We start from the raw sequence: 13865 nt of genomic DNA, 5'->3' as shown, positions 1-13865 counted from the left end.
TACAAACAAGATATGAGCAACGGACTTTTATTATGGGTAGACGACGAAATAGAACTTCTCAAAGCCCACATCATATTTCTCGAGAAGAAAGGATACGAGGTTGTAACTGTCAGCAACGGTGCCGATGCGATAGAACAATGTCGCACACAAACGTTCGACCTTGTACTTCTTGATGAGCAAATGCCCGGTCTGTCAGGACTTGAAACCCTGCAGAAGATGAAAGAAATACAGCCTGCCACGCCCATTGTCATGGTAACAAAGAGCGAGGAGGAAGATATAATGAACCAAGCCATCGGCGCAAAGATAGCCGATTACTTGATTAAGCCCGTCAATCCCAGTCAGATATTGCTGACATTAAAAAAGAATATCCACCGCAGAGAGATTGTTACCGAAGTTACACAAACAGGTTATCAGCAGGAATACCAACAGCTTGCAATGCAAATAAGCGACTGCCGAGACTTCAACGATTGGGTAGAGGTCTACAAACGATTGGTGAAATGGGAATTGGAACTTAGCAGTGCAGACAGCAATATGACCGAAATGCTCACTATGCAGAAAGAAGATGCCAACAACGGTTTTGCTAAATACATTGCCAAGAACTATCTCGACTGGGTGGCACCGAACGATGGAAAGAGCAAGGAGAAAGCATCTCGCCCCCTTATGAGTCCCGATATTTTCAAAAGTCGTGTATTTCCGATGATAGACAAAGGCGAGAAAGTCTTTTTAATCGTAATAGATAATCTTCGCGTAGACCAGTGGCGCATCTTGTCGGAAGAGCTCGCAGAGTTGTTCGATATAGACGAAGACTTTTATATGACGATACTTCCGACGGCAACCCAATACGCCCGCAATGCGATATTCAGCGGGCTTATGCCACTTCAGATTGCCCAAATGTTTCCCGACTTATGGGTAGACGAGGACGAAGAAGAAGGCAAAAACCTGAACGAGAAGCCACTCATTCAAACGCAAATAGACCGCTATCGTCGCCACGATAAGTTCTCTTACCACAAGATTTTCGACTCAAACGGTGCAGAAAAGTTTATGCAGCAACTTAATAATCTGCAACAAAACGACTTGAATGTATTGGTTGTAAACTTCATTGACATGCTTTCTCACGCTCGCACAGAGATGAAAATGATTCGCGAATTGGCGAGCGACGAAAGTGCCTACCGTTCTTTAACGCTCAGTTGGTTCAGACACAACGTCCTGTCCGATGTATTCCGAGAGTTGGCAAAATCTGATTATAAAATCATTCTGACCACCGACCACGGTTCTATCCGTACAACCAAGCCAGTAAAAATCATTGGCGACAGAAACACAAACACCAATCTACGATACAAATTGGGCAAGAACCTGAACTATAATTCAAAAGAAGTGTTCACCATAAAAGCCCCACAGCAGGCGCAACTTCCTGCTCCAAACCTCAGCACAAGCTATGTTTTTGCAACGGGCAACAACTTCTTTGCCTATCCGAACAACTACAACTACTATGTGTCGTACTACAAAGACACATTCCAACATGGTGGAATTTCCATCGAGGAGATGATAGTTCCAATCATTACGCTGACACCCAAAAGCGTCAAACTTACACAGAACACAAAAAGATAACGAACAATGGAAATCAAAATAGAAAGTCTTGCAACCATTCACGAGGCTGCAAAAAAGTTTATAGACAACATCGGCAACAACAAAGTATTTGCCTTTTACGGTAAAATGGGAGCTGGAAAAACGACCTTCACCAAAGCCATTTGCGAAGTCTTAGGTGTGGAAGACGTTATTACTTCGCCTACTTTCGCCATCGTAAACGAATATACCGACGGCAAGGGCAGCCCTATTTACCATTTCGACTTCTATCGCATCAAGAAGTTGGAAGAAGTCTATGATATGGGCTATGAAGACTATTTTTACAGCGGAAACCTTTGTTTATTGGAGTGGCCCGAGCTGATTGAGGACATTTTACCCGAAAATGCGGTCAAGGTAAAAATAGAAGAACAAGCCGACGGAACACGTTTGGTGTCGTTCTAACCTAACTTCCCAGAGGCAACAAAACCTATATGAAAATTCAACATCATAGGTAGGAATAAAAAATATGACGTCATATTCAAGCAAATATGACGTCATATTTGACCGAAAATGACGTCATATTTATCTGAACGCCTAAATATTGAATTGAGCAGACACTTTATAATGTGTTTTCACTACCCCACTTTTTCATATAAACTGCAAGGCTGTTGTTCAATCGTAACAACAGCCTTGCAGTTTTTTATTCCCTTAATTGTGCACCAAGGTACCTATGTCCTCGCCGTCGATTACTTTCTTTAAGTTTCCAACAATGTCCATATTGAACACATAGATAGGAAGATTGTTTTCCTTGCACATTGTTGTGGCAGTAAGGTCCATTACCTTCAAACCCTTATTGTATATCTCATCGTAAGTTATTTCGGTAAACTTCGTTGCCGTAGGGTCTTTCTCTGGGTCTGCCGTATAGACACCATCTACACGCGTACCCTTCAGCATTACGTCGGCTTCTATCTCGATGCCACGCAAACTCGAACCCGTATCGGTAGTGAAATAAGGATTGCCCGTACCTGCCGAGAAGATGCAAACATAACCCTCTTCGAGTGCTTCAACAGCTTTCCATTTGCTATAAAATTCGCCAATAGGTTCCATACGGATTGCCGTCATCACCTTCGACTTCACGCCAAAAGCACCCAGTGCAGAACTCAATGCAAGCGAATTAATCACAGTTGCACACATACCCATCTGGTCGCCCTTTACTCGGTCGAAGCCTTTCTGGCTGCCTGTCAGTCCACGGAAGATATTACCGCCACCTATAACGATACCGATTTGCACGCCCATTTCCTGTATTTCTTTTATTTGGCGTGCATAGTCTTCAAGGCGTTCCGCATCAATGCCGTATCCTTGCTTGCCCATTAAGCTCTCGCCTGAAAGCTTTAGGAGGATTCTTTTAAATCTTGCCATACTTTATTTCTTTAAATTCGTAACTTCTTATCATTCCTTCGCGGTCGCGGAGTATCAGGTGTCCGTCGTCCTCAACTTCCACAATAGCACCTTCAAACACTCCGTCTGCATCTTCGTAAGGGTAAAAACCTATTGAACGATACAATGCTTCATGATACATTGCCGAGATTGCGCCATAGTTCGCACTGCGAATCAACTCGTAGTTTCGTTCAAACGAGGCTATAATCTTTTGCAAAAGGTCTTCCCTATTCACCTCTTTGCCTAAAATCTGACAAAGCGAAACGGGATTGGGAGCATCGCTTTTAAATTCCGTTTGGTTCACATTCAGTCCCACACCAAACACGCAGTCTTTTATCCTGCCACCGCTCAACTTGGTTTCTATCAGCGTACCGCTTAGCTTTTTGTCGTTCCAATATATGTCGTTCGGCCATTTCAGCGTAATGCTACCCTCGCCCACATAGTCTGTCAATGCTTCTCTCAATGATAACGCACCATATTCCGACAACAGAAACTGACAGGCAACAGGCACTTCAACTGGGTGCAAAAGCACTGAAAACAACAGGTTCTTGCCTGCTTCGCTCTCCCAACAGTTCGTTCCTTGCCCACGTCCTGCAGTCTGAAAATCAGCTACAGCCACAGTCATCTGCTCCCCCTCCGAGGGCGTATAAGTTTTCAGAAAGTCGTTGGTGCTGCCGATGGTTTCCAATCGCACAACGTTAGTGGTAGACTTATTTCCCTTTTGGAAAGCTGCTCGTATTTTATGAATGATGTTCATCGAAGTAAATACATTGTTACTGTTTCACATTCTTCTGTCATACAAATGGAAGAAAAGCATCTTTAATATGGCGAATTTCGTATTTGTCGGGCGTTCCAACAACCGTTATTATATCGAAACGCAACACTCTGTCAATACGGTGCCCCTTCACATAAGCATTTGCGGCAATGGAAACAGAACGGATTTTCTGTGTCGTTACAGCCTCATCGGCATTGGCAAAACGCTCGTTTCTACGTGTTTTCACCTCTACGAAAACATAAACATCGTTTTCTATGGCGACTATATCCAAATCACGCTGACCGCATTTCCAGTCTCTTTCCACGATTCTATAGCCCTCGCGCATAAGATACTCGCACGCCAACTGCTCGCCCCATTTACCTGTTTCGTTGTGTAATGCCATATTATTCAGAATGATAGGTTGCCAAAGCAACTGCCAGACCGCAAGCCTATCTTAACCATACTACAAAGATAGAGTTTTTTTCTGAATTATAGAATTAATATTGTAATTTTGCGAAGATTATATAATAATGTATGAGCAGCGAAGAACAAATAAAGAAAGACGACTATTATATGGGGCGAGCCTTGGCACTGGCTGAAGAAGCGTTCAAAAAAGGCGAAGTTCCCGTCGGTGCCGTGATAGTGTGTCGCGACAGAATTATCGCGCGGGCGCACAACCTTACGGAAGCACTGACTGATGTTACTGCCCACGCGGAAATGCAGGCTATAACGATGTCAGCCAACGAGTTAGGTGGAAAATACCTGCAAGACTGCACCCTTTATGTAACGGTAGAACCTTGCATTATGTGCGCAGGTGCATTGGGCTGGTCGCAAATTAAGCGGGTTGTCTATGGTTGCAGCGACGAGAAGAGGGGCTTTTCTGCCCTTGCTCCACAGGCACTTCACAGCAAAACAATCGTAACAAAGGGTGTTCGGGAAGAAGAATGCAAAAGGCTAATGCAGCAGTTCTTCAAAGAACGGAGATAAGAAGAAATCGACTTAAAAGCCATACCGTAGGCATTAAGTTTGGCAGAAAATCGCCTTCATTTTGTAAAGAAAATATTGTTAAAAAGTGATAACTACATTTTGACATTGCGAAAGCGGCTGTTTTGCGATGCAAAACCTACGCTTTTACCGTGCAAAACAGCCGCTTTTGCAATGCAAAACAATAGGTTTTACAAAGCATTGATAATAAGGCAGTTAAACCAAACTATCTATTTGAAAATTTCTTTACAGTTTTATCGCTTTATTTCCAACTATAAAACGGAAAATAAAACAGATGGGAAGACGCCCCGAAAAATAAAGCGAGCACCTTGAAAACAAGATGCTCGCTTTTATTTGAATGCTTTATTGTTTTATCTTACCTGTACTACAAGATACTTGCTTGTGCTCCAGAATGTCTGTGGGTCGTTGATACGAAGAACGTATTGACCTGCTGCATCTTTCGTAAGCGAGTAGCTGCTGCTTGGGTGAGCAGTAAGAAGTTTTGCGCTCTTGCTATACAACTTAACCTCGCGTGTAGAGCGAATGTCAATCTTTGTAAAGTAGTTCTTGTTGAAACTGCCCTGCAATACCTTGCCATCTGCAAGAATGCGCTGTTCTCTAAGTTCCCTCTTTGTACCAAATACATACCAGCCTGTGTTCAGCTGCATATCTTGTGTAGAAATGGTTTCGCTCTTTTGCTTAGACTCGGTCTGCAAGTTAGCCTTCTCGGTTTCGAGTGTTTGCTTTGCAGCAGTCAGGTTTGCTTTATCAGTCTTCAAATTAGAAACGTCTGTATTCAAACCTGAAATAGTCTGGTCGAGTTCCTTAATGTGAATGTTCTTTGATGCCAATTCTGCACGAAGCACCTTCAACTCGTTGTCTTTCTGAGCAAGTTGGGCTGTCATCTGAACGAGTGTCTTCTTCATTTCCTCACCCTTGAAGCCTGTTTCTTGAAGTTGCTGTTGGAGTTTCTTAATCAACTCGCGGTTTTCTTGCATACGTTGAGTGATAAACTGGATATTCTCTTTTATCTGTGTAGCTTTATCAGCTCTCTCACCTTCCTTTGCTAAAGTTACACGATTTTCAGCAGCATTGATTTCTGCAAAGCCTTGCTGTATCAGATTCATCGTTGCCATCATGTCGTTTACCTCGTTATCACGGGCATTAATGATTGCACGCAAAGAATCGTTTTGGATTTCTGCTGGATTAATTGATTTGTTTTGGTTGCAAGAAGCGAGTGCCATGGCACCGCAAGCTGCATAAATTAATAGCTTTTTCATAATCTATTTTATTTTCATTCATAATTTTGAAGAATCGTCTTCTTCGCTGATGCTTTTACTCTTTTTCCCTTTCGACTTGCCTGCCAATACGATAACAAACTCGCCTCGGGGTGCTGTCTCCTTGAAATGGGCAAGCACTTCTGCCAGTGTTCCGCGCACGCTCTCCTCGTGCAGCTTGGATATTTCGCGGCAACAACTCACCAAACGGTCTTCGCCAAACGCCTCTATGAACTGTTCCAATGTTTTTACGATGCGATAAGGCGACTCGTAAAAGACCATTGTTCTGCTCTCTTCGACAAGGCTTTCTATCTGTGTCTTGCGTCCTTTCTTCTGTGGCAAGAAGCCTTCGAAGCAGAAGCGGTCGCAAGGAAAGCCACTCGACACCAAGGCAGGAATCATAGCTGTTGCCCCCGGAAGGGTCTGAACGGTAATGCCAGCTGCAATAGCTTCCCTCGCTAAGTAAAAACCAGGGTCGCTGATACCGGGTGTGCCAGCATCGGAAATAAGCGCAATGGTTTCGCCAGCCTTTAGTCGGTTCACGATTCCTGCTGCTGTTCCGTGTTCATTATACTTGTGGTGCGATACCAAATGGTTCTTTATTTCAAAATATTTCAGCAAAATACCCGACGTGCGAGTATCTTCGCAGAGTATCAAGTCTGCTTCCTTGAGAATTCGAACGGCACGAAATGTCATGTCTTCCATATTCCCCACAGGTGTCGGTACAAGATATAAAATACCCATAAGCGTTGCAAATGTAAACGAAAAGTATTGAACGCCAAAACAAATTAGGATTTTTTAGATGTGTTTTTAAACCCTATTCACATAACATATCCATATTTTCCTATATTTAAACATTTTATTATTATATACTCCATATTTTATAATAAAAATAGAATAGCAGTAAAATTCTTGCATAATAGGAAAGATTAGACACAGAAAAAGACCAACAAGTATTTGTTCTGAGAACTATAACTTGCTGGTCTTACCCTATTGACAAATAAATTTCAAGTCTGGTTATACAGCCCCACAATTGCGAGCCATAAACCTACAAACGATTATTTCTTATAGTTTTCCACTCCCTTATCCAAGAATTTGAGATAGCCAGGAATGTCTTCTTTATAAACAAAGCTACCGCTAAGTGGGTTTCCTTGGTTGTCTACCGTTACATAGAAAGGTTGTGCCAAGTAGCCAAACTTAGACTCTTGCAAGTAGCTCCACTTGTCGCCAATGGTGCGCAAGGTACGTGTTGTACCATCAGAACGCTTCACCTTGATAGGTTCTTTCAACGGTGTTTTGTCGTCTACGTAGAGCGAAATCAAAATGTAGTCGTTGTTTAGCTTCTCTGCTACTTCGGCATTTGTCCACACCGCACCTTCCATCTTACGACAGTTCACACAGCCAAAGCCTGTAAAGTCGAGCAATACTGGCTTTCCTGCCTGTGCAGCGGCACGCATTCCCTCTTCGTAATCCTTGTATTTAGGTTCTACTTCTTGATGATGCAGGTTGAAATCCTGTGTGTAAATAGGTGGTGCAAATGCACTAACGGCTTTCAAAGGCGCACCCCACAAGCCCGGTACCATATATACGGTGAAGGCTAAAGAAATCATACCGAGCATAATAGCTGGCACTGGCATTGCCATTTGGGTTGGGTCGTCGTGTGGGAACTTCAGTCTGCCAATGAGATACAAGCCCATTAGTCCGAAAATAACAATCCATATAGCGAGGAAAGTCTCTCTGTCAAGGATATGCCAGCCGTATGCAAGGTCGGCAACAGACAAGAACTTGAATGCAAATGCCAATTCTATGAAGCCCAATACAACCTTAATCATATTCATCCATGAGCCTGATTTAGGTGCTTGCTTCAACCATGTTGGGAACAAAGCGAAGAGTGTGAAAGGCAATGCCAATGCTAAAGCAAAGCCAAACATACCGATGGTAGGTGCAACCCAGTCGCCACTGGTGGCTGCCTGTACGAGAAGCAAACCTACAACAGGTGCTGTACAAGAGAAAGACACCAAAGAAAGGGTGAAAGCCATCAAGAAAATAGAAAGCAAACCTGTCGTTGCAGCTGCCTTATTGTCGATTGCATTTCCCCATGAAGATGGCAAACGAAGTTCGAACCAACCGAAGAAACTCAATGCAAACACTACCAACATAAGGAAGAAGAAGATGTTGAATGGTGCATTTGTTGCCAATTCGTTCAACTTCTGTGGACCAAAGAGAGCCGTAATGACAGCTGCCAAGCCCATATAAATTACGATAATAGAGATACCATACGTTACAGCGTCGCGAATACCTTTGCGCTTATCGTCCTTTGCACGCTTCAAGAAGAAGCTAACGGTCATTGGAATAATTGGCCATACACAAGGTGTAAGCAGGGCAACAAAGCCACCTACAACACCCATTATAAAGATGTACCACAAAGAATGGTTCTTGTTATCTTTCCCAGCACTGAACTCACTCAACTCCTTTATTACAGGACGCCAAAGGTCTGATGGGTTCGCAGCGTCTACTCCTGCAGCTTGTGCAGAGTCGCCTTGCAATGTTGCACCGTCCTGTGCTGTCTTTGCTGTATCCGTAGTTGCGCTCAAAGCCGTAGCTCCATCAGCTTCTGCAGTTTCGCCTTCCTTTGCATCGGGTGCTTCTGCTGCTGCAGGAGCATCAGCAGGACCATTGCCAGTATAGCTAAATTCTATAGAAGAAGGTGGCATACACATTTCGTCGTTACATGCACCATACTCCATATAACCAGAAATCTTATAGGTTTTGCCCGTGATTTTATATTTCTGTACGAAGCTTACATTGTGTTCAAAGTAACGGAGTTTCATCTCGAACACCTTATCGAACACGTTTATTTCCTTACCACGAGGTGTAAGTTTGCCTACAGGTTGCGCACCTTCAGCCTTTTCGGTTTTAATAGAAGCTGATGTAGGTCCTCCAGCAGGGAGTCCAGTAGAATAAACGTGCCAACCAGCATCAATCTTAGCGGTGAAGATAACATCTACTTCTGTTGGCGATACTTTCTTTTGCTGTACACTAAAACGTACAGGATTTTGCGCCATCACTGTTAAATTGAATAGCGCAAATAAGGCTAAAAGAATCTTAGATTTCATTGTTTTCTTTTTATTTAAATTATTGCTATATTTTTGTTCTTCTGTTTTCATGAGTTGTAGCGTTTAAAAATATTACTTGCGTGCAAAGATAATGTTATTTTTTTAAAAACAAAACCATTACACTACATTTGTGGTTTATTATTACGTTTTTTTTCAGTTTTATAAAGCCCATAATAGAATTATTTGATGCCGACTAAAGCAAGCTTGCGGGTTCATTGTAATGAAAGTACAGAACTTTGCAGCTGTTGAATATTGATAACAAAGAGGCGGTGATAATTTTATAAAAACAGCTTACTTTATGAATAAAAAGAGCATCATAGGACTGTAAATATTTTTCATACACGCATCTATCACCTAACTTATTATGTATCAATACTTTACAAAACCTATTGTTTTGCATTCCAAAAGCGGCTGTTTTGCACGGTAAAAGCGTAGGTTTTGCATCGCAAAACAGCCGCTTTCGCAATGCCAAATCGAAATTATCATTTTCCATCAGAATTATCTTTACAAAGTCAGAGGTAATTTCCAATATTTGCCTTAAGCGACAAAAAGGAAATTGTTCCCTAAATAAAACTCTATTGTTCATTATCAGATTTCATCTAATACTCATTTTACAGATGTCCATATACGCAAAAACAATGCTGTCTTGAAGTATTCAAGGCGGCATCGTCTTTCCATTTCATATCGTCTTTATTATTAATAATGTAATTGATTAATCGCATGTCAGTTTCATTGAACAACTGCCCTGCGTACCGCGAAGCGTAACCACATAGATTCCAGAAGGAACACCAGTGGCATCAATTTGTGCTCTACCTGACTGCACCGCAGCTTCCGAAATCTTACGTCCCATAAGGTCGTACAGTGTAGCCGTGTGGAAACCAGACGCTACGTTCGATACTACGATACTGTTTCCGTTGTTCTTCACGGTTGTCTTCTCACTGTAAACACTCTCCACTGCATCGGAAACAGCCTCTACTATCTTGAAGTCCTTCCACGTGCGCGATGCAAGATAAGCCTGCTTGCTGCCTGCTGGTACGGTCAGCGTGCACGACTCTTTTTTGACATTTTCAAACACATCGTCTGTATAGGGGTTCTCTACTGGTGTTTTGGTCTTGACTATCAGATTGTTCAAACCACTGCAACCGCAGAATGCTCTGTAACCAAACTCATTGAAAACGGGCGAAAATTCTACTTTCTCGAGGTTCTTGCAATACCAAAAAGCAAAGTCGTTTATCTTCTTTGTAGCAGTATTCAGCACAAAAGTCTTGCTTTCCTTTCCGTTCGGATAAATATAAAGTGTGGTGTAATCCTTTGAATAGAGCGTGCCGTCTTCCACCGCATACTTCTTATTGTCGGTATCTACTTCAAACGCTTGAAGTGCAGTGCAGCCGAGGAACGGATTGTCAACAACTTCCGCAACAGACTTGCCCAACGACACACGCTTCAGTCCAAGACACTCGGCAAAGGCTGCATAGTCGATTTTCTCTACCGTTTCGGGTAAATTGAGCGACTCTATACCATGATTGTGGAAGAAGGCTTTCTCGCCTATCGTCTTTAATCCATTGCCCAATTTCAGTCCCGACATATCGGTGCAATTGAGGAATACTTCGTTCTCTATGGTTTCCAACGAGTTTGGAAGCTTCACATCATGCAGCTTCTTACAGTTCTGAAACGCATATACGGCGATGTGTTTGAGTCCTTCCTTCATTTCTACCGTTTCCAAATTAGGGCAATCTTGGAAAGCATTCTTGTCTATCTTTGTGATTGACGCAGGCAATTCCACCTTGTTCAATGCCTCGCAAAAGCCAAAAGAACCTTCGGGTAGCATCGTGATTCCTTCTGGGATTTGAATCTCTTCCAACCCATTTGCACCGAAAAATGCTTCAATCGACAGTTCTTGAAGATTCTTTGGAAGGGTCAGCTTCTTCATATTAGGTGTCTGGTCGAATGTTCGTTTGTTGATTTTCGTTACACCATCGGGGATAATAACTTCCTGCAGTTTCTCGCAATAGGTGAATACATAATTTCCCATTGTCTTGAGTTGCGACGGCAACTTGATGGTTTCCAACGAGGCACAGACACCGAATACCGTGTGCTGAATATCGGTTACCTCGTCGGGAATGATGACTTCTTTCATACTGACGCACCTGAAGAATGCGCCAATACCTAATTCTCGGATATACTTAGGAAGTACTATCGACTCGATGCTGCAACATTTGAAGAAGAGTTTCTCGGGCAGAAGGGTTGGCTTGGTGCCATCAACGAAGTATTTTCTATCCTTTCCTAAATCATCAGTAAAGATATAGTAGCTCTCCGATGTATCACCAGTAGAAACGAAAGTAGCCTCAGAAAGGTCTATTCTTTTCAGCGTTTTGGGAATCAGTGCGCCATATTCGTCGGAGCCACAGAACTTTCTCACCCAGCGCAGGTCGTAGCTGTTCAGTGGTCCAACTATCTTCAGCGTATCTACAACATCAAGCCACACATTCTCTGGAACCTTGTCTTCAAGTTCGCCAGCTTTATTAACATGGACTACAACTTTCTTTACTCTCTCACCATCTTCTCCTTTGGGAGCAGCCTTAACTGCAGCAGAGATGAAAGATGCTTGTGCAAAAGCGCACAGAAAGAGAAACAATGTCATCAACTTTTTCATAATCTACAATATCTATATTTACTAATCAAGTACATTAACGCTTGGCAATGTTCACACGCTGTCATTACTTCTGTATGCAAACTTTGCTGTTTCCACCATCTACCGAAACGATATATACTCCTTTCCGTGGAGCTTTTACACGCAACGATGGTGCCGTAACGCGGTAGCGAGCCACTACTTGTCCGCCAAGAGTGGTGAGCAGAACCTCACGTGCATCGGCAGGAAGATTGCCAATCACCCAGCCATCGTCGGTTGCATTGATGTACAACTGACTCTCGGAACCAACTTTGGCGATTCCGTCCTCTTGACAACCCGTGCCATCACCGACATTAGAAACCAACCAACCCTTATCTGTTGCAATCTGCGTACGGCTCACTTCAGCTGCTCCAGGAACATTGTTGAACAGAAGAATGCCGTGCAAGTCGTTGTGTTCGTCCTCGGGACGCTTCTTTCTGAGAGAGCGATACATATCGTTCAAGGCACAAGCGTCTAACTTTGTATTGTTCACAGATACATAACGCAAGTTGTTGCAATTAGCGAAACTGATGCCACCGTTGATTGGATTTCCAGCAATGACGACATCAAGCAGATTAACACAGTTGCTGAAATCAAGTTGTTTAATTTTGTTATTGCTACAATTGACAGCTGTAAGCTTCGTTTGTGCCGACAAATCAAGCGTGCCAATTTGGTTGCCATCGCAAGTAAGGTTGGTCAGCAATGGCAGTTTTGTTGTTTCTATCTGCGAGAAACTGCAGCTGCTACAATTGAGAGAGGTCAGCGAACGAGGAAGGTCAGCTGTACTCAATTTAGGGTTTACCGAGCAATCCAAGCTCTTTAGACTTGTACAACCTGTTAGATTCAACGAGGAAAGGTCGTTAGAAAAGCAGGTTAAAATCTCTAACTTGTCCAATCCACTGACATCAAGATCTGACAATTGGTTATTGTTGCACACCAGCGTAACAAGGTTTCGGCAATCCGATAGATTCAGACTCGTGAGGCTGTTTCCCTCGCACGACAAATCCCGCAGTTGCTTCATTCCTGTCAAATCAAGCTGCGAAAGCTCGTAGTTGTTGTCTATTCCCAACAGCTTTAGTTGCTTTGTTTGCGACAAATCTATCTTCTTCAGTCCCGCGGCAGGCACCATCAGCGTATCAATCTTGTTGTTTTGTGGCAACGAAAGTGTACGCAATGGTCGTCCCATTCCTACTGCAACATACCTCAACTCGCCATTCCCACTCAAGTCGTATTCATCTACAAGCGTCTGTAAGGCATCAAGATGCTTTAGCTTAGGACATTCCTTAAGGTTTAGTTTCTTCAGTTGTGCATTCGACGTACACATAAGCAGTTCCAGCGTTGGGTGCGATGCGAGCGTCAGTTCCTTAAGTCTGTTGTTGGTAAGGATAAGGCTGTCTACCTTGGAATTGCGAGTTAGGTCGAGTTGTTCTAACGGCGAATCCTGCACATAGATAAACTTCAGTTCGGTATTGGCTGATACGTCCAAAGCCCTGACAAAGTTTTTACGTGATATAAGATGCGTAAGTGCAGGCAATTTTGTAACGTCGAGAGTCGTCAGTTGGTTGTTGGAACATTCTAAAACTGCAATGTTTCCGTAGATAGTCAGGTCTTGTCCTTCGGTATTGCCCTGTATGCGCGTGGCTGTTTTGTGGAGTTTGCCTTTATAAGTCTTTCCATTGCCCCAATCAAGGGTGTACTCTCCTTCTTCCGCACCCATTATCAACAGCGCATATTTGCTATTTACTGCGCCTGCAAAGTGCATTTTCACAAAAGGTTCAGCAGGCTGGTTATCTTGTGCCCACGCAACATTCAAAAAGCCTACAAGGAAGATTGTAAGCAGCAAAAGTGTTTTCTTTACGTTCTTTTCCATACCGATAGTTGTTTAAGTCGTTATCTATTTCAGTGCACTTAATTTGTGTTTCTAAGACAAAAATAGAATTAATTATTCAAAAATGCAAGTTTTCTATCACTTTATTAAAATACTCTGTTGCGACATAAGATAAATACAAAACGTCTGATTATAAGCCTATTGCAATACTTTTCAGGCTTACTGAAAGGGCTATGCA

At 42.8% G+C, this 13865-nt stretch carries 11 protein-coding genes; 3 read left to right on the top strand and 8 right to left on the bottom strand.

Annotated features, from left to right (window positions below; genetic code table 11):
• The first annotated feature begins 12 nt into the window (after positions 1-12).
• Together porX and tsaE are read left to right on the top strand one after the other, a co-directional pair.
• The gene (porX, locus tag BWX39_RS03695; protein ID WP_028904869.1) at positions 13-1608 is read left to right on the top strand and encodes a T9SS response regulator signal transducer PorX; all 1596 of its coding nucleotides are present in this window, start codon (positions 13-15) and stop codon (positions 1606-1608) included.
• 6 nt (positions 1609-1614) lie between these two features.
• On the top strand, positions 1615-2025 hold the full coding sequence (gene tsaE / locus BWX39_RS03690; protein ID WP_014710413.1) for a tRNA (adenosine(37)-N6)-threonylcarbamoyltransferase complex ATPase subunit type 1 TsaE: 411 nt from the start codon (positions 1615-1617) through the stop codon (positions 2023-2025).
• 246 nt (positions 2026-2271) lie between these two features.
• Here the strand turns inward: tsaE and pyrH are convergent, their stop codons facing one another.
• Genes pyrH through BWX39_RS03675 form a run of 3 tightly spaced genes read right to left on the bottom strand, consistent with a single transcriptional unit; the run spans position 2272 to position 4157 of the window.
• On the bottom strand, positions 2272-2982 hold the full coding sequence (gene pyrH / locus BWX39_RS03685) for a UMP kinase (RefSeq protein WP_004361993.1): 711 nt from the start codon (positions 2980-2982) through the stop codon (positions 2272-2274).
• Positions 2969-3757, bottom strand: a complete 789-nt coding sequence (locus tag BWX39_RS03680) for a biotin--[acetyl-CoA-carboxylase] ligase (protein ID WP_028904870.1) — start codon at positions 3755-3757, stop codon at positions 2969-2971. The genes pyrH and BWX39_RS03680 overlap by 14 nt, the downstream gene beginning before the upstream one ends.
• 37 nt (positions 3758-3794) lie before the next feature.
• Positions 3795-4157, bottom strand: coding sequence for a YraN family protein (locus tag BWX39_RS03675; protein ID WP_028904871.1), 363 nt, complete (start codon positions 4155-4157; stop codon positions 3795-3797).
• Between the two features lie 131 nt (positions 4158-4288).
• Between BWX39_RS03675 and BWX39_RS03670 the strand changes: the two genes are divergently transcribed.
• On the top strand, positions 4289-4741 hold the full coding sequence (locus BWX39_RS03670; RefSeq protein WP_028904872.1) for a nucleoside deaminase: 453 nt from the start codon (positions 4289-4291) through the stop codon (positions 4739-4741).
• 368 nt (positions 4742-5109) lie between these two features.
• Here the strand turns inward: BWX39_RS03670 and BWX39_RS03665 are convergent, their stop codons facing one another.
• The 5 genes from BWX39_RS03665 to BWX39_RS03640 all read right to left on the bottom strand — a co-directional run bounded on the left by BWX39_RS03665 (position 5110) and on the right by BWX39_RS03640 (position 13669).
• Positions 5110-6018, bottom strand: coding sequence for a Cbp1 family collagen-binding glycoprotein adhesin (locus BWX39_RS03665; RefSeq protein ID WP_028904873.1), 909 nt, complete (start codon positions 6016-6018; stop codon positions 5110-5112).
• Positions 6019-6036: 18 nt separating this feature from the next.
• Positions 6037-6759: a 16S rRNA (cytidine(1402)-2'-O)-methyltransferase gene (gene rsmI / locus BWX39_RS03660; protein WP_028904874.1), complete on the bottom strand. Its 723-nt coding sequence runs from the start codon at positions 6757-6759 to the stop codon at positions 6037-6039.
• Positions 6760-7073: 314 nt separating this feature from the next.
• The gene (locus BWX39_RS03655) at positions 7074-9131 is read right to left on the bottom strand and encodes a protein-disulfide reductase DsbD family protein (protein WP_028904875.1); all 2058 of its coding nucleotides are present in this window, start codon (positions 9129-9131) and stop codon (positions 7074-7076) included.
• A 712-nt stretch (positions 9132-9843) separates the two neighbouring features.
• On the bottom strand, positions 9844-11784 hold the full coding sequence (locus BWX39_RS03645) for a leucine-rich repeat domain-containing protein (RefSeq protein ID WP_028904876.1): 1941 nt from the start codon (positions 11782-11784) through the stop codon (positions 9844-9846).
• Between the two features lie 64 nt (positions 11785-11848).
• Positions 11849-13669 carry a leucine-rich repeat domain-containing protein gene (locus BWX39_RS03640; RefSeq protein WP_028904877.1) on the bottom strand — a complete coding sequence of 607 codons (1821 nt, stop codon included), beginning with the start codon at positions 13667-13669 and terminating at the stop codon, positions 11849-11851.
• Positions 13670-13865: the final 196 nt, after the last annotated feature.

This window comes from Prevotella intermedia ATCC 25611 = DSM 20706 (genome assembly GCF_001953955.1).
Lineage (GTDB): Bacteria > Bacteroidota > Bacteroidia > Bacteroidales > Bacteroidaceae > Prevotella > Prevotella intermedia.
Note: the sequence above shows the minus strand (reverse complement) of the source record. Positions and strands in the feature narration are given on the sequence as shown.

What these genes read in the sequence shown, in the direction of transcription:
- porX (WP_028904869.1), top strand. Translation starts at nt 13, where the DNA reads ATGAGCAACGGACTTTTATTATGGGTAGACGACGAAATAGAACTTCTC.
- tsaE (WP_014710413.1), top strand. Translation starts at nt 1,615, where the DNA reads ATGGAAATCAAAATAGAAAGTCTTGCAACCATTCACGAGGCTGCAAAA.
- pyrH (WP_004361993.1), bottom strand. Translation starts at nt 2,982, where the DNA reads ATGGCAAGATTTAAAAGAATCCTCCTAAAGCTTTCAGGCGAGAGCTTA.
- BWX39_RS03680 (WP_028904870.1), bottom strand. Translation starts at nt 3,757, where the DNA reads ATGAACATCATTCATAAAATACGAGCAGCTTTCCAAAAGGGAAATAAG.
- BWX39_RS03675 (WP_028904871.1), bottom strand. Translation starts at nt 4,157, where the DNA reads ATGGCATTACACAACGAAACAGGTAAATGGGGCGAGCAGTTGGCGTGC.
- BWX39_RS03670 (WP_028904872.1), top strand. Translation starts at nt 4,289, where the DNA reads ATGAGCAGCGAAGAACAAATAAAGAAAGACGACTATTATATGGGGCGA.
- BWX39_RS03665 (WP_028904873.1), bottom strand. Translation starts at nt 6,018, where the DNA reads ATGAAAAAGCTATTAATTTATGCAGCTTGCGGTGCCATGGCACTCGCT.
- rsmI (WP_028904874.1), bottom strand. Translation starts at nt 6,759, where the DNA reads ATGGGTATTTTATATCTTGTACCGACACCTGTGGGGAATATGGAAGAC.
- BWX39_RS03655 (WP_028904875.1), bottom strand. Translation starts at nt 9,131, where the DNA reads ATGAAATCTAAGATTCTTTTAGCCTTATTTGCGCTATTCAATTTAACA.
- BWX39_RS03645 (WP_028904876.1), bottom strand. Translation starts at nt 11,784, where the DNA reads ATGAAAAAGTTGATGACATTGTTTCTCTTTCTGTGCGCTTTTGCACAA.
- BWX39_RS03640 (WP_028904877.1), bottom strand. Translation starts at nt 13,669, where the DNA reads ATGGAAAAGAACGTAAAGAAAACACTTTTGCTGCTTACAATCTTCCTT.